The organism is Bradyrhizobium genosp. A, assembly GCF_049949275.1.
Classification (GTDB): domain Bacteria; phylum Pseudomonadota; class Alphaproteobacteria; order Rhizobiales; family Xanthobacteraceae; genus Bradyrhizobium.
In genome coordinates this window covers 1,331,106-1,348,671 of the sequence record NZ_CP188196.1, presented here as the reverse complement: position 1 = coordinate 1,348,671, position 17,566 = coordinate 1,331,106, and the positions used below count along the sequence as shown (strand labels likewise).

Below are 17,566 nucleotides of genomic sequence, written 5' to 3'. Positions count from 1 at the left end.
GGAGCCAGGGACGCAGCTCACCTCTCCCGTAGGGAGAGGTCGGAGCGCATCGAAGATGCGATCCGGTGAGGGCTTATGGTCTCATTTGGCGCTGCGGCCCCTCACCCGGATTGCACTGGTCGACGCTTCGCGTCGCCAAGTGCAATCCGACCTCTCCCCGTTGGGGAGAGGTGGGCGATGGGACGACCAGCCGAACCCAAGCCATCAAGGGCCAACTCCCCGCAGCTATTCGCCTCCAAAACAAAAGGGCGGCAGATTGCTCTGCCGCCCTCTTCAGTCGTCTCGGGACAAAACTTACTTCAGGTTGCTCATCGCCGTCAGGTCGAAGGACAGCTTGGCAATGCCGGCCGCGCCGCACCAGTTGGAGCCAGCGCCGCCCGGGTTGATCGCGGTGACGTTGGTGGTGCCAGTGGCGTTGAACGCGCTGGTGAAGGCGTTGCAATCACCCTTGTTCAGGTCGGTGTCGGAGTAACGCAGATCCAGCGTGAACACCTTGTAGGTGAAGCCGATGCCGATGTTCCAGGTGTTGTAGTCCTTGTAGGGGATACCGTTGGCGAACACGGTGCCGACACCGGTGCCGTAGAAGGCGTCCGAGGTGCCGAACCACTGCCGGCCGAACTCACCCGACACGTACATGCCGACGCCCGAGGTACCGAAGGCCGTGCTGGGCGCCGTGTACTTGGCAGTCAACGAAGCGTAGTTGCCCCAGGCACCCGAATTGAGGAAGTTCGGCGAATAGTACTCGGTCGCGCCGACCGTCCAGCTGTCGTTGATGGTGTAGTTCACCTTGCCGTAGACTTCGAAGAAGCTGACGTCCTTCTTCATGACGTTGCCGTCGGCAAGGAAGATGGTCGTGGTGCTGACGGGGCACACGCCGCCGCCGGGAACGCCGCCCGTGAGCGTGTTGTCGGCGCAGCTTCCACCCGGATACAGGTAGCCCCAGACGCCGATGTCGAATGCGAAAGCGCCGAAGGTCGGGCGGATACCGCCGTAGACGTCGACCTCGGCGGCAGCGCGGTTGGCGAAGGAGATGCTCTCGGCGGACACGCCGACATAGAGCTGGAGGTCTTTGTTGATGTTGTAGCGCGGCTCGAAATAGGCGGCGACCGACGGTTTGTGGTTCGACTGGGTCACGCCGCGGAAGATGTAGTCGCTCATGATCGCGCCGCCGAAGGCGATGTCCCAGGGATCAAACGCAGGCGCCGGAGGAGCCTTCAGAGCCTTCAAGGGCATGTCCGCCGCGAAAGCCGAACCCGTCACCATTGCCAGCGCCGTTGCCAACAAAGTCACTTTTTTCATTTCGATCCCCATCACCAGTTCTACTCAGTCGGATTCCCGGAAGCCCCCCGGAGCGTACGACCTGTCTGCAAAATTGCGTTACAGCGGCAATCTGACGGGAGGGACGTAAAGCGAGAAGCAAAAAACAAGAGCATCTGCCGACTTTTTGGGCGTTCCGACGATTCCACGAAAGGTTGTCAGCCGGTGTTGCTTCTCGATCACATTATTTTCACCCCAAAGTGCACAGAGCCGTCCGGGATACGACGTGGCCGCCGGCTCCGTGGCGCGCGCGCCACGAATCAGCTGACTCAAGAATGGGCAGCCTCCGGCAGCGGTGGCGGCGATGCAAAAAGGCCGCAGCGTCACCACTGCGGCCTTCCTGCAATCGATCGTGGTCGGGGGATGGACTCTAGCCTGGAGCATGGCTCCAACTTTGGGCCCAATCCTTTGGACCTAACCCTGCCCTTCGGCCGGCGTCGGTTCCGCAGAAGACGAAGGCATCGCCCAGCTCGTCTCAGCGGCAGGCTCGGGTGCCGGCGCTGCCACTGGAGCCGCCGGCTTCGGTGCGGGAGCTGCCTTCGCCTTCTTCGGAGCTGCTTTCTTTGCAGCCTTCTTCGGTGCTGCCTTCACAGCCTTCTTGGCCGCAGCCTTCTTTGCCGTCTTCTTGGCAGCCTTCTTCGGCGCAGATTTCTTGGCCGATGTCTTCGCAGCCTTCTTCGCAGCCTTCTTGGCCGCCTTCTTCTTCGTCGCCCTCTTCGCCGCTACAACCTTCTTGGCCTTTTTGGCCTTCTTGCTTTTCTTCTTACTCGCTTTCGCCATCGTGGTCCTCCTGTTGCCGCCGAACAATGGTCGATCGGGCGCCCTTCGGCCGTCACCTCCGGACGAAAGCTCAGCGCGACGCATTCAGTGCCGGCCGCGCTCCGCCCGTAGCCCAATCGAGAAGCTCAATCGTGTGTACGACCGGAACTGACGTGCCACTGGCAATCTGCACCATGCAGCCGATATTGCCCGCGGCAATCATGTCCGGCTTGACGCTCGCGATGTTGGCGACCTTGCGATCGCGCAACCGGCCCGCAAGCTCGGGCTGGAGAATGTTGTAGGTCCCCGCCGAACCGCAACACAAATGGCTCTCCGGCACATCTTTCACCACGAATCCATTCTTGGAAAGCAATTCTTTCGGAAGGCCCGTGATTTTCTGCCCATGCTGCAACGAACACGCAGAGTGATAGGCGACGACGATGTTGTCCTGTCGCGCGGTAGGTTCGAGTCCGAGACCCGCGACGTATTCGGTGATGTCCTTCGCAAGCGCGGACACCTTCGCCGCATCGGCGGCGAACGCACCGTCCTCGCGCAGCAGATAGCCGTAGTCCTTGATCACCGTGCCGCAGCCGGACGCCGTCACCAGGATGGCGTCGAGCCCCTCGCCAGCGGCCTCCTTCTGCCACGCCGTGACGTTGGCGCGGGCCCGGCCCAGCGCGTCGTCGTCGTGACCGAGGTGATGGGTCAGCGCGCCGCAGCATTGCTCGTCCCTGACCAGGACGACCTCGATGCCATGACGGGTCAGCAGGCTGATGGCGGCCTGGTTGATACGCGGCGCCAGCACCTGCTGGGCGCAGCCCTGGAGCAGCGCGACCCGGCCGCGCTTCTTGCCAAGGGCTGCGAACACGCTGCCCGGAAGCGCGCCCGGCGCCGGCAGCCGGCCCGGGGCCAGCGCCAGCATTGCCTTGAGGCGCTGGATCAGGCCGGGCGTGGCCGAGGGCCGCGGGGTCGGCAGGAAGACAGCAAGGGGCCTGACCAGCTGCGCCAGCCGCATGCTGATACGAAACCGCTGTGGGTCGGGCAGGACGAAGGCCAGCACCTGACGTAGCAGCCGCTCGGCGAGCGGTCGCTGATAGCGCTGCTCGATCCTGACACGGGCCTGATCGACGAGGTGCATGTAGTTCACCCCGGAGGGGCAGGTCGTCATGCAGGCCAGGCACGACAGGCAGCGGTCGACATGCTTGACCACCTCGGCGGTCGGCGCCTGGTCCTTTTCCAGCATCTCCTTGATCAGATAGATGCGGCCGCGCGGGCTATCGAGCTCGTCGCCGAGCAGCACGTAGGTCGGGCAGGTCGCGGTGCAGAAGCCGCAGTGGACGCAGGCGCGCAGGATCTTGTCGGCTTCCGCGATGTCGGGGTCGGCGAGCTGCGCGAGTGAGAATTCGGTCTTCATGCCGCAGCGCCCCGCGTCAGCCGTCCCCGGTTCAAAATCGACTTCGGATCGAAGCTGGCTCGGACCCGTTCGCTCAGGGCGGCGATACCCGGCGCTTGCGGATGGAATACGTCGACGATGCACCTGACGTCCTCGGCGGCCCGGATCAGGGTCGCATGCCCGCCGAACGCATTGGTCCGCTGGCGCACGGCCGGGGCATGCGCGTCGGCCTTCGGCGGCAGCGCCGCCCAGATCAGCCCGCCGCCCCAGTCGTAGATGACGTCGCCTCCGGTCTCGCGCGCCAATTGCGTGCCGAGCGCTGCGCCCGAAGCCGGCGGACAGACGATCCGCCACACCGGCCAGGCACCAAGCGCGCCGCTGGCTGCGAACGGCAGCACATCGCGGATGGTGGCCCACAGCGTGGATGACGCTGCGTCCTCGACCAGGGTTGCGGTTCCGAACGGCGCCAGCAATTCGCGCAATGAACCGGCACGGTGGCTGGCGGAGGCCGTGATGCCCTCGAGCCGCAGCACCGTCAGCGCCTCGGCCTGGCCCGCAAGATCGCCAAGCCCGTCGGTCTTGGCGCGGAAGGCCGATTTCGGCAGATGCGCGGCGGCGGAGACGTCGAAGGGCGAGCCGAGGGCCGCGGTCATCGCCTTGTTGGCGACGGCATCGTCGAGCCCGCGCAACAGCAGCGTCCGCTCGGCTTCGGGCTTCGGCATCACCTTCAGCGTCACTTCAGTCATCACCGACAGCGTGCCCCAGGAGCCCGACAGCAGCTTGCAGAGGTCGTAACCTGTGACGTTCTTCACCACCTTGCCGCCGGTCTTGAAGCTGTCGCCGAAGCCGGAGACGGCATGCGCCCCCAGGAGATGGTCGCGCGCCCCGCCCGCCTTGATCCGGCGCGGGCCGGCGAGACCGGCCGCGATCATGCCGCCGACGGTGCCTGCTACGGGCGTGCCGAGCAGCGGCGCGGTGTTCATCGGCTCGAAGGCGAATTGCTGGTTCTTGGCATCAATCAGCGACAGCACGTTGGCCAGCGGCGCACCGGCCTGAAGCGTCACGATCAACTCGTTGGGCTCGTAGGAGGTGACGGCATTCAGCGCGGAGACGTCGAGCACGGCGTTGGTCGCCATCGCGTGCCCGATGCTGCGCTTGGAGCCATGACCGATGATCTCGAGCGGCTGCTCATTGGCAATCGCCGCCCGCACCACCTCTTCGACGTCTTTGGCGTCTCTGACCCTGAGCGTATCCACGGGAAAAGGCGGTAGCGAAATTCGCGTCGAAAATCAAATGTGACGTGACGCCAGCATCCCTCGCCGGTGCGTTCGGGACTCGCCGCGGAGCCACAATGACGCTTCGATCATGGTCGAATCGTTCACGACATCGATACTTCGATCACCGGCGAACCAAAGCCGGCGGGACGTCGCTACAAGTCGGCGCCGATCGCGATCGAAACCAAGCCATGGAGACAGACATGGGATCGACACTGAAGTGGCCGGTACCGCACGGCCAGGAAGCGTTCAGCCGCAGGTCGGTCATCCGAGCCTTCGGCGCCGTGCTGGCGATCTATCTCTCGCCATGGACGGCGGCGTCATCTCAGGCCCAGCAGCAAGGAGTAAGAACCATGAACCACTATGCAACGCAGAAATCTCTCAGCGCCGCCGTCGACGGCGGCGGCCTGCTCGTGGTCGCGCAATGGGAGGCGAAGCCGGGCGAGGCCGACAAGATCGCGGCCATCCTCGACCGCTTCCTGCCGGAAGCGCAGCGCGAGGACGGCGTCAAGCTGTTCCTGATCTCGCGCGGCAAGGACAATCCGGCGCAGTTCCTGTTCTACGAATTGTTCCGCGACGAAGCCGCGTTCAAGGCGCACCAGGAGAGCGATCACTTCAAGACCTACATTGCCGGCGAAGCGCTGCCGCTGCTGGCGAAGCGCGAACGGGCGCAGTACACGCTCATGTAGAAGCCGGCTCGGACGCCGCGGTTCGATCAGGACCGCGGCGTCGCGCGACTAGATGATCGCGCGCAGCGGCGATTGGCGCAGGATCAACGCCGAGACGGCCAAACTGCCGATCGCGGCCAGCACGGTCAGCAGGAGCGCCTTCGTAAGTGCGAAGAGCGGCAGCGCGTGCAGGAGCAGCGCGAAGCCGATCAGGATCGGCGGGTGGATCAGGTAGACGCCGAAGGCATTGTCGGACAGCCATTTGGCGACCGGGCCCTGCACATCGAAATAGCGGCGGTAGACGGCCAGCATCACGAGGCCCATGCCGACGCAGACCAGCGCCTCCCACAGGCACTTCGCGGCGCTGACGAGATTGAAGCCACCTGCATAGAGCGCCGTGTCGCCGTGCAGGCCGCCCCCGAACAGAACGAGCGCCGCGAACAGTGGCGCAGAGAGCGACAGCACGAGCAATCCCCACCGGATGCAGGATCGTTCGGCAACCCCAAGCATCCAATTGCCGCGATAGCCGAAGCTGCCGGCTGCGAACATGAGAAGATATTGCGGGATGTCGCCGGGGTGAACGTTGAGCACGGAGGCATCGGCGTGGATCGCGATGCGAACGGCGAAGGTGGTCGCCGCCATGACCGCAACGAACAGGACGACCCCAAAGCCGCGCAGCGCGAGCCGGTGCTCCCGCCATCCGGTCCAGCGGATCAGGCCATAGAGAAGCGAGACCAGCAGCAGCACCGCGCAGAACCACATCGGCCCCGTCTCGGAAAGCCACTCGCCGTCTTTCAGATGGATCAGCCATTGATGGCCGAAACCGCCCTTGCCCCAGGTCCGGGACAGAAAATACTGCGTCAGCGGGCCGATCACCAACATGTAGAGCAAGGTCGGCAAGCCGAGCCTGAGCAGCCGATCCCGCGCAAATCTCGAAAGTCCCTTCCGATCGAAGGCGCCTGCGGCGAAATAACCGGCGATGAAAAACAGCGCCGCCATGAAGAAGGCCTGGAGGAAGCTCTGATAGATCCCGAGGAACAAGGCCGTGCCAAAGCCGGTCGCCTGCCGGTCGACGTAGTACCAATTGCCGAACGGAGAGTAGGTGTCGGCCGCGTGCATGCTCAGCACGAGAACGATCATCGACCAGCGGATGTTGTCGATGAACAGCAGGCGCGACTTCGCCTCCGGCCTGGCCGGCACTGCTTCCGCGGCGCTGATCAGAACGTCCGCCATGTCGCCACCATGCCGGATATCCGGCGGTCAAAATCGCGGAATGTCCGGAAACGCCACTTTACCCGCGTGCACATGCATACGGCCGAGCTCGGCGCAGCGGTGCAGGGTCGGAAACACTTTTCCGGGGTTGAGCAGGCCCTGTGAGTCGAAGGCACATTTCAGCCGCTGCTGCTGATTGAGGTCGATCTCGGTGAACATTTCCCCCATGAGATCGCGCTTCTCGATGCCGACGCCGTGCTCGCCGGTGAGCACGCCGCCGAACTCGACGCAGGCGCGCAGGATGTCGGCGCCGAAGGCCTCGGCGCGCTCGATCTCGCCGGGCTTGTTGGCATCGTAGAGGATCAGCGGATGCAGATTGCCGTCGCCGGCGTGGAACACGTTGGCGCAGCCGAGCTGGTACTTTTCCGAGAGCTCGCGGATGCGGGCGAGCGCCTTCGGCAGCGCGCCACGCGGGATGGTGCCGTCCATGCAGAGATAGTCGGGCGAGATGCGCCCCACCGCGGGGAACGCGGCCTTGCGCCCGGCCCAGAACAGATTGCGCTCGGCCTCCGAGGTCGAGATCTGGCAGGTGGTCGAGCCGCAGCCGTTCGCGATGGTCTCGACGCGCGTGATCAGCTCGTCGACCTCGATCTTGGGACCGTCGAGCTCGATGATGAGCAGCGCCTCGACATCGAGCGGATAGCCGGCATGGACGAAGGCTTCCGCGGCGTGGATCGCGGGCTTGTCCATCATCTCCATGCCACCGGGAATGATGCCGGCGCCGATGATCCGCGCCACGCATTCGCCGGCCGCCTCGACTTGCGCAAAACCGACCATCAGTGCCCGCGCCGTCTCCGGCTTCTGCAGGATGCGCACGGTGATCTCCGTGATGACGCCGAGCAGCCCTTCCGAGCCGGTGATCACGCCCATTAGGTCGTAACCGGCGTTCTCCGCCGACTTGCCGCCGATGCGCAGGATCTCGCCGCTCATCAGGACGATCTCGCAACCGAGCACGTTGTTGGTGGTCATGCCGTATTTGAGGCAATGCACGCCGCCGGAATTTTCGGCGACATTGCCGCCGATCGAGCAGGCGATCTGCGAGGACGGATCGGGCGCGTAATAGAAGCCGGCATGCGCGACCGCCTGGCTGATCGCGAGATTGGTGACGCCGGGCTCGGTGACGACGGCGCGGTTGTCGAAATCGATCTCGCGGATGCGCTTGAACTTGCCGAGGCCCAGCAGCACGCCGTCCTCGAGCGGCAGCGCGCCACCGGACAATGACGTGCCGGAGCCGCGCGGCACCACCTTGATGCCGTGGGCGGCACAATATTTCAGGATGAGCGAGACCTGCTCGGTGGTGTCGGGCAGCACCACGACCATCGGCGGCTGACGATAGGCGGTCAGCCCATCGGATTCATAGGCCCGCATCTCGCTGGCGCTGTCGATGACGCCTTCGCCCGGGACGATTGCACGCAATGCAGCAACGATCTCCGCGCGGCGCGCGAGCACCGCCTGATCGCTCGCAGGCATCATGATGGCCATATCAAATCCTTCATGGCATATCCTTCCGCACGGTCGATTTATCCCGGCAAATCAACCACGTCCGGCGTGGTTTGGATAGGCCGTCCGCAAGTCGGAGCCACCATCTTCAGCGAGTTCGCTCTGGGACAAGTAGGCAGTCATGAAACCTGTCATGGTTTGGTGGCTTGTCCAAGCCGAGCGGGCCGTGCCAAAACCGGCAGGGTTCGACAATCGCCGACCGCATAAGACCCCACCGGGAAAGAGACGAAGAGCACCTCATGACAAAACTGACTTTTGGCGCGCTGATGATCCTCACCGTCACTGCCACGGCCACCAGCGCGATGGCGCAGGATGCCGCGGCCGGCAAATCATCGTTCAACAAATGCCTGGCCTGCCATGCAATCGGCGAAGGCGCCAAGAACAAGGTCGGCCCCGAGCTCAACGGTCTCGACGGTCGCAAGTCCGGCACCGCGCCCGACTACAGTTACTCGGATGCGAACAAGAATTCCGGCATCACCTGGAATGAGGCGCAGTTCAAGGAATACATCAAGGATCCGAAGGCCAAGATCCCCGGGACCAAGATGGCATTCGCCGGCATCAAGAACGAAACCGAGATCAACAATCTCTGGACCTATGTGTCGCAATTCGACAAGGACGGCAAGATCAAGCAGTAAGCGGACGAACGGCGGCCGCCAGAGCTTCGGTTCTGATGAATCAGAACCGAAGCTCTAACTTTTTGTTTTGACGCGTTTTCTTCACGCGAACCGGTATCCACTTCGCTCGAAAACGCTTTAATCGGCGGCCGCCCGCGCCGGGGCGATCTGACCGATCATCGTCTCGATCTCCGTCCTCACGAGATCCGGCACCGCGTTCTGCACCATGTGGCCGAGATCGGGCAGCACGATCAGCTTTGCGTTCGGCACCATCGCCGCGAACGGGCGCGCGTGGATGTCAGACTTCACCGTCTTGTCGGGCGCGCCGGCGATGATCGTGACAGGCACCCTGATCTCGCCGTAGCGCGGAGCCTGCTCGGCCACCGACGCCTTCAGCGTCACCAGATCATAGGCATTGGCGATGAATTCGCGTGGACGCAGCAATAGCGGCGTCGCGGAGTCCTGCACGAAACCATCCGGCATCGTTTGCGGCAGGAAGACGTTGCGCGCACCGGACTCGGTAACGAAATAGCCCAGCGGCAGCGTGATCGTATAGGCCAGCAGCGGCCCGATCACGGGCATTGCGATGAGCTCGTTGTAGCGGCCGACGCCGCCACGCCAGGGATGGGTCACGGGCGCCAGCATCACGAGGCCGGCGACGCGGCTCACATGATCAAGCGCCAGTCGCGCGCCGAGTGCGCCGCTCCAGGAATGCACCACGAAGACCGCGCTATCGATCCCGAGCTCGCCGAGCGCCTCAGCGATCATCAGCGCCTGGATCTGCGGCGTTGAATCCTGCCGTCGCGCGCGCGTGCTCCAGCCGTGGCCGGGGCGGTCGATCAGGATGACGCGATGATCCCTGGCGAGGAGATCGCCGAGCGGTCGCCGCATCGCTTCGAGATTGGAGCTCGCGCCGTGCAGCATCACGATCGGCAGACTGGCTTCGCGCGGACCGATGTCGACGACGTGAAGCGTCGCGCCATCGACGTCGATCATCCGGCCCTGCGGCGGAAATGCGCGTTGCACGGCAAAAATACCGGCCTGCGTGATCAGCGCCAGCAGCACCAGCGCCGTCACGGCTGACATCACGATCATGGAGAAAGTCCGGGCAATCCAGGGCACATCGCAGTTACGAATGACGCAGGCGGCAGTTTCGCGCAAGGCAGCTCAGCGCTTCCCGCGGAAATGACGCCCTGTGGATATGTGCATAATTGCTGAACCAAAAAACACAACAAAATCAACGATCCCGCCCGATGACACATAAGCCTCGGACCAGCTTCATGCAGTCGTCATCGCGCCTTCCATATAATCGCCACGGTCGGTTCCACCATCTAGACGCGGATGGGCGCCGATCCCTCCTCGCAACCTCAGGGGATGCAGGAAAGACCGGCAGGATTGTCCTGGTTTGAACCGGAGGATTTTTCGATGAGCTTGAGATCGAACGATACTGCAATCGACGAGATCGTCGCGAGCTGCAACGGCGACCTGCGCGGTGCCGTGCGGGCGCTGCTGCTGATCAACGAGCACCTCGAGACGGAACTCGCAAAGGCCTATGCCGCAGCCGCCGATCATGGTCTTGCGGAGCGCGGCGGCAGCGTCCTGCACTAGCCTGCGCCGTCCTCGGCCTTTTGCTCGTCGGGCGTGAGCGCGGGACAGGCGCGGATGGTCGAGCGTGCAAGCTTGGCATCGTCCTTGGATTTGTAAGGACCGTCGCCGAACCAGATGTCGCCATTGATGACCGGATTGCTGGTCACGATGTTGCATTTGCCGGTGGCGCGATTGCCGACCACCCAGAACAGTCCATCGGCAAGGCCCATCGTTCCCGACGTCAACAGCAAGCTACAAGCAAAGATCAAACGCTTCATGGCTTTTGCTCCTGCCATGCAGGTAGACCTGTGGCAGCGCGGACAATAGTCCTTGCGACCTTGCGGCTCCGATCGTGGTTAATCGCCGCGCGCCACAACCGTTCAAGAAATGATCGAGTTATCGGCTAGATGTCGCGGCCTTCGACCTTCTCGGTCAGAGCCTTCACCTGATCGGGGATCTTCTCAAGGTGCGGATTGACGGCGAGCGCCTTGCGATAGGCCTCGAGCGCACGCTTCTCGTCGCCGACGTCCTGCATGATCATGCCGAGTCCTGCGAGCGCGCCGAAATGACGGGGCTCGCGGATCAGCACCTCGCGGATGTCGGCGAGCGAGCGGGCATAATCGTTCTGCATGTAATAGAGCGTGGCGCGGCGATTCCAGGCTTCGATGTAATCGGGACGGAGCTTGATGACCGAATCAAGCAGCTTGATCGCGACGTCGAGTTTCTGCGCATCGACGGCGGCCTTGGCCCGCGCCATCAGGAGCGCCGCCGTGTCGCTCGGGGTCTGGAGCCAGATCGCCCAGATCCGCGCCTCGACATGCTTGGCGCTGTCTTCGTCAGGGGCGGCCTTCAGCGCGCCGAACAGGAAATCGAGATTCTTGGTGCGCTCGGCCTTGGGCAGCTTGGCCGGCGCTTCCGGCAGCTTCTTCTGCTGCTTCGCCGGCGGGGCCGGATCATCCTGCGCCAGCGCCGGCGCGAGGCCGGCCGTTCCGAGAACCAGGGCCAGGCACAGCGTGCGCGCGAAAGGGAATCTCACCATGGCGAAAGTCTAAACGCGCAAAGCCGCCCTTGCAAAGCAGGGCGGCGTCAAACTCGTGTGAGACCGTGGTCTTGCGGGGCGCGCGATGGCCCTCGGCAGGGCTCAGCCGCCCAGATCAGCCTTGGCGAGCCTTGAAGCGGCGCTGCACCTTGTTGATCACATAGACCCGGCCCTTGCGGCGGACCAGGCGGTTGGCGCGATGGCGACCGCGCAGCGACTTCAACGAGTTACGGACCTTCATGGCAGAATCCTGAACGTTCGAAAGGCCGTGTTCGGCACTACCGTTTCGGCACGCGCGAATGTGGCAAAATGAGATCTTTCCCGCTGGCGGACCGACCGCCCGGGACGGGGCGGTTCTTAAGCCATGGCGGGAGGTGATGTCAATGTTAACTGCCCGGTTCCGAACCGGCAAATTCGTGAAAACAACCCCATGCACAGTAGAAACGGCCGGATCGGCCCGATCTATCCACCGTCAACCAGGGTTCGCCTAAGGCAACGACCTTGCCAAATTCGTTATATGATATAATCAATTTGGCAACCCGTCGGGAGGACACCCATGCCGAAGCTGAAGCTGCCTGATATCGACGATGTCGTTGCCATCGACATCCACACCCATGCCGAGGAGCCCTGCGGCTGCCATCCCGACGACGGCTATGACGACTTCCAGGCGCAGATGGCCGACTATTTCAAGTCGCCTAACAAGCATCCGCCGACCGTGCCGGAGACCGCGGCCTACTACCGCTCCAAGAACATCGCCGCGGTGATCTTCCCGGTCGACGCCGAGCGCGAGACCGGCTTCCGCCGCTACAACAATTACGAGATGATCGAGGCCGCCTCCGACCATCTCGACGTCCTCATCCCCTTCGTCTCAATCGACCCGCACAAGGGCAAGCTCGGCGCGCGCGAGGCGCGCAAGCTGATCGAGGAATACGGCGTCCGCGGCTTCAAATTCCATCCGACCATGCAGGGCTTCTACGCCAACGACCGCATGGCCTACCCGCTCTACGAAGAGATCAACAATGGCGGCGCGATCGCGCTGTTCCACACCGGTCAGACCGGCGTCGGCTCGGGCATGCCCGGCGGCATGGGGATGCGGCTGAAATATTCCAACCCGATGTACATGGACGACGTCGCGGCCGATTTCCCCGACCTCAAGATCATCCTCGCCCACCCCTCCTTCCCCTGGCAGGAAGAAGCGCTGTCGGTCGCGACCCACAAGCCGAACGTCTATATCGACCTCTCCGGCTGGTCGCCGAAATACTTCCCGCCGATCCTGGTGCGCTATATCAACTCGATCCTTCAGGACAAGATGCTGTTCGGCTCGGACTGGCCGGTGATCACGCCGGACCGCTGGCTGTCGGACTTCGCCAAGATCGAGATCCGCGACGAGATCCGGCCGAAGGTGCTGAAGGCCAACGCGCGGAAGCTGCTGGGGATCTAGGCAAACCGGCCGATATCCCGAAGTTTCCGCTCATCCACCTCGACAGCGGGGTGGGCTGAGCTCGGCGGTTGTGTCCGGCAGGAGTCGCTGACGAGGCAATGAGCCGCTAAAACTCCAGCTTGTCTCGTATGGCATCGATTCCGGCCTTGGCACAGGCTTCGTCGGCGTCCCCGCCAGGCGCCCCGGAAACGCCGAGGGCTCCGACCAGCAAGCCGCCGGATTCGACAATCAATCCGCCGCCGATGATGATCGCGCCGGGGAGATTGCGGATACCGGCCTGCATCATGCCAGGCTGGCTGACGGCATTGAGTTCATTGGTGCTGGTCCGAAACGGTGCTGCGGTCCATGCCTTGCCTGAGGCCGTCGCAACGGTGTGAGCGCCTGCGAACCGGTCACGAAGGATCACCTGGGTAACCCCAAAGCGATCGACGACCGCGACGGCGACCTGGTACCCGCGGGATCGGCAATCGCCATGCGATGCTCGTGCCAGATCAAGCGCCGCTCTGGACTCAGGGATTTGTAGGTCGTCAGCGGCTCCTGCGCCGTTGCCGGGTGCGCGAGCGTCACCAAGATCGCCGCTGCACCCAGTGGGTTTCGAGCAAACATGATTTTCTCCGAAGCGAGAAGGTCGACGCCGACGGCAGCCTAGTTCAACTCGCCGTATGTCAGGTCGTCGAACACGGTGACACTGTCGGCCTTGGTCCACAAGCCGATCATGCCGGCATCCCTGATCGAGGCGTCCTCGACCTCGAACATCGGCTTCCCGTCATACGCCACCTTGAATCGCGTTCCCGCGAATTCGCAACGCAGCGTATGCCATTGACCTGATGGCACCGAGACCTTGACGCCGTAGCCGCCTTTCCGGCCGACGATATCGAGCGCGCTGCGAACACCCTTGATCGTCTTGTAGAGCACGACATTATCTTCAAGCGCGTTGGCCCGCACGACATAGTAATTGTCCGCATCCTTTGCGCGCCAGACGAGGCCGGCTGCGCGATCTTCGGAGCCTGCGATCGCCTTGAACCTCACCTCGATGAACCCGTCCTGGATGCGGGTGCCGTTCTTGAGCGCCACCGGAAACGTCGCCTGACCGGATTGTTTCAGGACGTTCGGCTTGCTTGGCGCCGTTGGCTCCGCCTCGATTGTCCATTTGGGCTGGCCACGACCGGTCATCGTCAAAGTCCAGCCGTCGGGCGCTGCGCCGGTTGCTGCGTTGTCAAAATTTACAGTTTCCGCCATCGCACTTCCTTCCGCCATCAATACGAGCGCGGCCGCTCCCAGGAGCGCCACGCTCATTTTTCGCATGAGATCTAGGCATCCCGCTTGTATTGATCGTACAGGTTTGCGGCGTTGTCCCATTTGATCGCTTCCATGTAGATGTCGACATATTTCGCGGCCGCAGCGCCGTAATCCATGTGATAGGCGTGCTCATACATATCGAGCACGAGCACGGGACGGCCGCCCGCCAGCGTCGTCGTATGGTCGGCGGCCCACTGATTGACGAGCCGCTTGTCGCGCGGCGAGTAGGAAAGAATAACCCAGCCGGAGCCGCCGCCTTCGGCCTTGCCCATGGCGGAGAATTCCGCGCGCCACCGTTCCATGCTGCCGAAATCACGTGTGATCGCGTCGGCAAGCGCTGCCCTCGGCTTGCCGGCGCCGCCGAGTCCGTCGAAATAGATTTCATGGAGGATCATCGAGTTTGACGCAACGAGCTCCTCGCGCTTCAGGCCGTTGATGACGAAGTTCGGAGCTTTCGCGAAGTCGAGCTCGGCGAGCTGCGTTCCGATCGCGTTGAGCCGCTTCACGGCGCCGACATAGTTGTTCTCATAGTGGCTGACGAGCACCTTCTCCGAGATGCCGGTAATGGACTTCGGATCGAACGACATCGGCTTCGGCTGGTATGTCATTGGCTTGGCTCCTGTTGGCTGATTGGCTTGCGCAAGGGCTTGCGTTCCCGCGAGCACCGCTGTCGATGCCGCGACGGCGCCCACGCCGCTGATGAAGTCTCGTCGGTCGGTCTTCGTGGTCATGGAGTCCTCCACTTGGTCGTCATCCCCGATATCCCCCTGTGCTCGCTCGTTCCTGGCGCTCGCCACCCGGCCGCGCGCCGGCGCCGGGCGGCAGCGGCTTCGGTCAGCTTTGCACCCTTCCCGCAGACGACCACGGGGACCTCCTTGCGAGGATGGCGGGTCGCGCCCGGAATCGAACGTGAATCGGCTGCGACGTCCGCGTCGATACGGCCATCGACCAAGGGCCGGCGCGTTGGCGCAATAAGACGGGATAATTTCTCTGATGAGATCGAGGAGAAAGAAGACATGCAGCGTCCTTGATGACCAGGACGCGATACTTGGGCATGTCGCCTCGCGGGGAGATCGCACATCCCCGTCCCTGAAATAGAACGCCTGCGGGCGGCGGTGTCAATCCGCTACGCTGGGGTCAACGGGATGACGATTTGTTGAAGCAGGTTCCGACCTTGTGGCGACATCAAGCTCAACTTGCGCAAACCTCACCGATGACGCGCAGCGCGTCGAGGACTTCGATCCGAATGACCGAAGCCCTCGTCCTCAACCGCCAGAGGCCTCAGACCTGAGCCAGGCCGCCATCGACGAAAACTTCGCCGCCGGTCATGAAGCTGCTGTCCGAGGACGCCAGGAACGCGGCCACCGCTCCTGTTTCAGCCGGGTCGCCCACGCGCCCGATGGGCGTGGTGCTTCCGAGCGCATCGAACGCTTCCTCGCCAACGATCTCCAACGCCAGCTCCGTCTTGGTTGGCCCCGGTGACAGCACATTGACCCGAATTCCTGTGCCGCGCAGGTCCAGCGCCCAGCTCCGCGCCAGATTGCGGATCGCGGCCTTGGTCGCGCTGTAGATACTGAACTGCGGCGTCCCCATCACCCCCGTGCTCGAACCGGTCAGGATGATCGACGACCCCTTCGTCATCAGCGGCAGGGCCTTCTGCACCGTGAACACCAGTCCTTTCACGTTGACGTCGAAGATATGATCGTAATGCTCGACCGTGATCTCGCCGAGCGGGGCAAATAAGCCGGTCCCGGCATTGGCAAACAGAATGTCGAGCCCGCCGCGTTCCGCTTTCACGGCCGCGTACAGCCTGTCGAGGTCGGACAGATCCGTCACCGAGCCCCTGACGGCGCGCGCCGAGGATCCGAGCTTCGCAACGGCGGCATCGAGCGGCTCCTGCCGACGCCCGAAGAGATAGACGAACGCGCCTTCGTCGACGAACCGTTGGGCGGCGCCAAGTCCAATGCCAGTTCCACCGCCGGTCACCACTGCCGTCTTGCCTTGTAGTCTGCTCATGATGTGCTCCTTCACTAGGGTTGCACTGAGCTGGCGGCCTACCCACCTATCGACAAGTATGCACCTTTTGGTAAGTGCCCAAAAAATGTCGCTCGATCATTCGGACCCAATCTCACCGCCGGCGCGGACTCCAACATCTGTCCAGAACTGCACACGGACTTTGCCTGGCTTCACGTGCGGCCTCGACGCGACCTTGCGGGTCATCGCCGGCAAGTGGAAGCCGCTGATCCTGTACTTCCTCGCTCAGGGTGGCCCGACACGTTATGGAGAACTCCGGCGAGCCATACGCGATGTCAGCGACAAGATGTTGATTCAGCAGCTCAAGGAGCTGGAGGCCGACGGTCTCGTGAAGCGGACCGACTACAAGGAGGTGCCTCCACGAGTGGACTATAGCCTCACACCTTTGGGCCACAGCCTTGCCGAGGCGCTCGTGCCGCTATGCTCGTGGGGCACAGAGCACATGGCCGAGGTCAGCAAGGTCTTCGCCGAGCGGGATGGCTGGAGTACCAAAGGACGGTAAACTCGCCGGCGGGCAATACCAATTCGAGTTTGCCTCTTGGACGCTCAGGTTGGACGCTCAGGCAGCTCGAGCGCGCCTCTTGATTCAAATCAACGCGCCAATGAACCGTTCGCGCACCATGTGAAGGAGAATTTATCAGGAGGTTCTTGTGGCAGATCAAAGCAGCATGCACGCTTACCTAAGCTGGACCAAGCAACGCCTTGACGAAATGGACGCGACGCTGGCGTCGCTTGAAGTGAAAGGGTCGCAGCTGAAGGCCGACTCCAAGGTGAAGGCCGATCAACTGATCGCCGACCTGAAGAAGCGCCGCGACGAATTCCAGGCGACCGTCAAGGCGCAACTCGAGACCGCCGAAGCCACGTTGCGGGCCAACAAGGCGCAACTGGAATCGCAGTGGCCCGGTTTCGAGGCGCAAGTGAAGGCCTATTTCGATGCCGCCGGCAAGCACGTCGAACAGCAGCAAGCCGCCTTCCATGATATTGCCGCCGCTCAGATCAGCGCCTGGCAAAAGGCTGCCGCCGAGTTTCACGACTCGGCCGCGAAGGTCGCCGCGGCAAAGCGCAACGAGCTCGACATTGCGCTCAAGCAGATCAAGGCCGGCACCGCCGAAGCTGAAGCGAAATTCCAGACATTGAAGCAGGCCGGAGGCGAGTCGTGGGCGGCACTGAGCGCGGCTCTGGCAGAGTCGCGTCAGGCCTTCGACCGGACCACCCAGCAAGCCTGGGACGCGCTCAAGCGGACCGCGTCTGCAAAGTAACAGGTGGTAGCAGGCAGGCGGCGAGCGGGCGGCGATCGCCTTCAATCACGTCGCATCCTGCGTGGACGATGCGGCCGCAAGACAAATCCTCACCAGGAGCGTGCGATGGT

19 protein-coding genes and 1 pseudogene are annotated in these 17,566 nt (G+C 63.2%); 6 read left to right on the top strand and 14 right to left on the bottom strand.

Features of this window, described 5'->3' with window-relative positions; genetic code table 11:
- Positions 1-294 precede the first annotated feature (294 nt).
- The 4 genes from ACP2YP_RS06150 to ACP2YP_RS06135 all read right to left on the bottom strand — a co-directional run bounded on the left by ACP2YP_RS06150 (position 295) and on the right by ACP2YP_RS06135 (position 4,725).
- The gene (locus ACP2YP_RS06150) at positions 295-1,299 is read right to left on the bottom strand and encodes a TorF family putative porin (RefSeq protein WP_426423001.1); all 1,005 of its coding nucleotides are present in this window, start codon (positions 1,297-1,299) and stop codon (positions 295-297) included.
- Positions 1,300-1,731: 432 nt separating this feature from the next.
- A complete protein-coding gene (locus ACP2YP_RS06145; protein ID WP_426422999.1) occupies positions 1,732-2,097 on the bottom strand; it encodes a histone in 366 nt (121 codons plus the stop codon).
- Between the two features lie 70 nt (positions 2,098-2,167).
- Positions 2,168-3,490, bottom strand: a complete 1,323-nt coding sequence (glcF, locus tag ACP2YP_RS06140) for a glycolate oxidase subunit GlcF (RefSeq protein WP_426422997.1) — start codon at positions 3,488-3,490, stop codon at positions 2,168-2,170.
- Entirely contained in the window at positions 3,487-4,725 is a 1,239-nt protein-coding gene (locus ACP2YP_RS06135; protein ID WP_426422995.1) for an FAD-binding protein, read from the bottom strand. The genes glcF and ACP2YP_RS06135 overlap by 4 nt, the downstream gene beginning before the upstream one ends.
- A gap of 221 nt (positions 4,726-4,946) precedes the next feature.
- Here ACP2YP_RS06135 and ACP2YP_RS06130 point away from each other — a divergent pair, with 221 nt between their 5' ends.
- Positions 4,947-5,432, top strand: coding sequence for a putative quinol monooxygenase (locus ACP2YP_RS06130; protein ID WP_426422994.1), 486 nt, complete (start codon positions 4,947-4,949; stop codon positions 5,430-5,432).
- Between the two features lie 48 nt (positions 5,433-5,480).
- On the opposite strand, the gene ACP2YP_RS06125 is transcribed toward ACP2YP_RS06130, so the two are convergent.
- Both ACP2YP_RS06125 and ACP2YP_RS06120 read right to left on the bottom strand, forming a co-directional pair.
- Entirely contained in the window at positions 5,481-6,644 is a 1,164-nt protein-coding gene (locus tag ACP2YP_RS06125) for an acyltransferase family protein (RefSeq protein ID WP_426422993.1), read from the bottom strand.
- A 27-nt stretch (positions 6,645-6,671) separates the two neighbouring features.
- Positions 6,672-8,165, bottom strand: coding sequence for an FAD-linked oxidase C-terminal domain-containing protein (locus ACP2YP_RS06120; protein ID WP_426422991.1), 1,494 nt, complete (start codon positions 8,163-8,165; stop codon positions 6,672-6,674).
- A 257-nt stretch (positions 8,166-8,422) separates the two neighbouring features.
- Between ACP2YP_RS06120 and cycA the strand changes: the two genes are divergently transcribed.
- The gene (gene cycA / locus ACP2YP_RS06115; RefSeq protein ID WP_426422990.1) at positions 8,423-8,818 is read left to right on the top strand and encodes a cytochrome c-550 CycA; all 396 of its coding nucleotides are present in this window, start codon (positions 8,423-8,425) and stop codon (positions 8,816-8,818) included.
- Between the two features lie 117 nt (positions 8,819-8,935).
- On the opposite strand, the gene ACP2YP_RS06110 is transcribed toward cycA, so the two are convergent.
- Entirely contained in the window at positions 8,936-9,892 is a 957-nt protein-coding gene (locus tag ACP2YP_RS06110; protein ID WP_426422988.1) for an alpha/beta fold hydrolase, read from the bottom strand.
- A 330-nt stretch (positions 9,893-10,222) separates the two neighbouring features.
- Here ACP2YP_RS06110 and ACP2YP_RS06105 point away from each other — a divergent pair, with 330 nt between their 5' ends.
- The gene (locus tag ACP2YP_RS06105; protein ID WP_426422986.1) at positions 10,223-10,405 is read left to right on the top strand and encodes a hypothetical protein; all 183 of its coding nucleotides are present in this window, start codon (positions 10,223-10,225) and stop codon (positions 10,403-10,405) included.
- On the opposite strand, the gene ACP2YP_RS06100 is transcribed toward ACP2YP_RS06105, so the two are convergent.
- From ACP2YP_RS06100 to ykgO, 3 genes are all read right to left on the bottom strand, one after another.
- On the bottom strand, positions 10,402-10,662 hold the full coding sequence (locus ACP2YP_RS06100; protein WP_426422984.1) for a hypothetical protein: 261 nt from the start codon (positions 10,660-10,662) through the stop codon (positions 10,402-10,404). The two genes, ACP2YP_RS06105 and ACP2YP_RS06100, sit on opposite strands and share 4 nt — an antisense overlap.
- A gap of 125 nt (positions 10,663-10,787) precedes the next feature.
- A complete protein-coding gene (locus tag ACP2YP_RS06095) occupies positions 10,788-11,423 on the bottom strand; it encodes a tetratricopeptide repeat protein (protein WP_426422983.1) in 636 nt (211 codons plus the stop codon).
- A 115-nt stretch (positions 11,424-11,538) separates the two neighbouring features.
- A complete protein-coding gene (gene ykgO / locus ACP2YP_RS06090) occupies positions 11,539-11,664 on the bottom strand; it encodes a type B 50S ribosomal protein L36 (protein ID WP_006611362.1) in 126 nt (41 codons plus the stop codon).
- Between the two features lie 315 nt (positions 11,665-11,979).
- Between ykgO and ACP2YP_RS06085 the strand changes: the two genes are divergently transcribed.
- On the top strand, positions 11,980-12,864 hold the full coding sequence (locus ACP2YP_RS06085; protein ID WP_426422982.1) for an amidohydrolase family protein: 885 nt from the start codon (positions 11,980-11,982) through the stop codon (positions 12,862-12,864).
- Positions 12,865-12,970: 106 nt separating this feature from the next.
- Here ACP2YP_RS06085 and ACP2YP_RS06080 read toward each other — a convergent pair.
- The 4 genes and pseudogenes from ACP2YP_RS06080 to ACP2YP_RS06065 form a co-directional block, all read right to left on the bottom strand.
- Positions 12,971-13,470: pseudogene (locus tag ACP2YP_RS06080) on the bottom strand (GlcG/HbpS family heme-binding protein).
- A 39-nt stretch (positions 13,471-13,509) separates the two neighbouring features.
- Positions 13,510-14,103, bottom strand: coding sequence for a family 16 glycoside hydrolase (locus ACP2YP_RS06075; protein ID WP_426422981.1), 594 nt, complete (start codon positions 14,101-14,103; stop codon positions 13,510-13,512).
- A 71-nt stretch (positions 14,104-14,174) separates the two neighbouring features.
- Positions 14,175-14,771: a superoxide dismutase gene (locus ACP2YP_RS06070; protein WP_426426058.1), complete on the bottom strand. Its 597-nt coding sequence runs from the start codon at positions 14,769-14,771 to the stop codon at positions 14,175-14,177.
- Positions 14,772-15,444: 673 nt separating this feature from the next.
- The gene (locus tag ACP2YP_RS06065) at positions 15,445-16,179 is read right to left on the bottom strand and encodes an SDR family NAD(P)-dependent oxidoreductase (RefSeq protein ID WP_426426057.1); all 735 of its coding nucleotides are present in this window, start codon (positions 16,177-16,179) and stop codon (positions 15,445-15,447) included.
- A 193-nt stretch (positions 16,180-16,372) separates the two neighbouring features.
- Between ACP2YP_RS06065 and ACP2YP_RS06060 the strand changes: the two genes are divergently transcribed.
- Together ACP2YP_RS06060 and ACP2YP_RS06055 are read left to right on the top strand one after the other, a co-directional pair.
- Positions 16,373-16,699 (top strand): winged helix-turn-helix transcriptional regulator, encoded by a 327-nt coding sequence (locus tag ACP2YP_RS06060; RefSeq protein ID WP_426422979.1) that lies wholly within the window; start codon positions 16,373-16,375, stop codon positions 16,697-16,699.
- Positions 16,700-16,847: 148 nt separating this feature from the next.
- Positions 16,848-17,456, top strand: coding sequence for a hypothetical protein (locus ACP2YP_RS06055; RefSeq protein ID WP_426422977.1), 609 nt, complete (start codon positions 16,848-16,850; stop codon positions 17,454-17,456).
- Positions 17,457-17,566 lie beyond the last annotated feature (110 nt).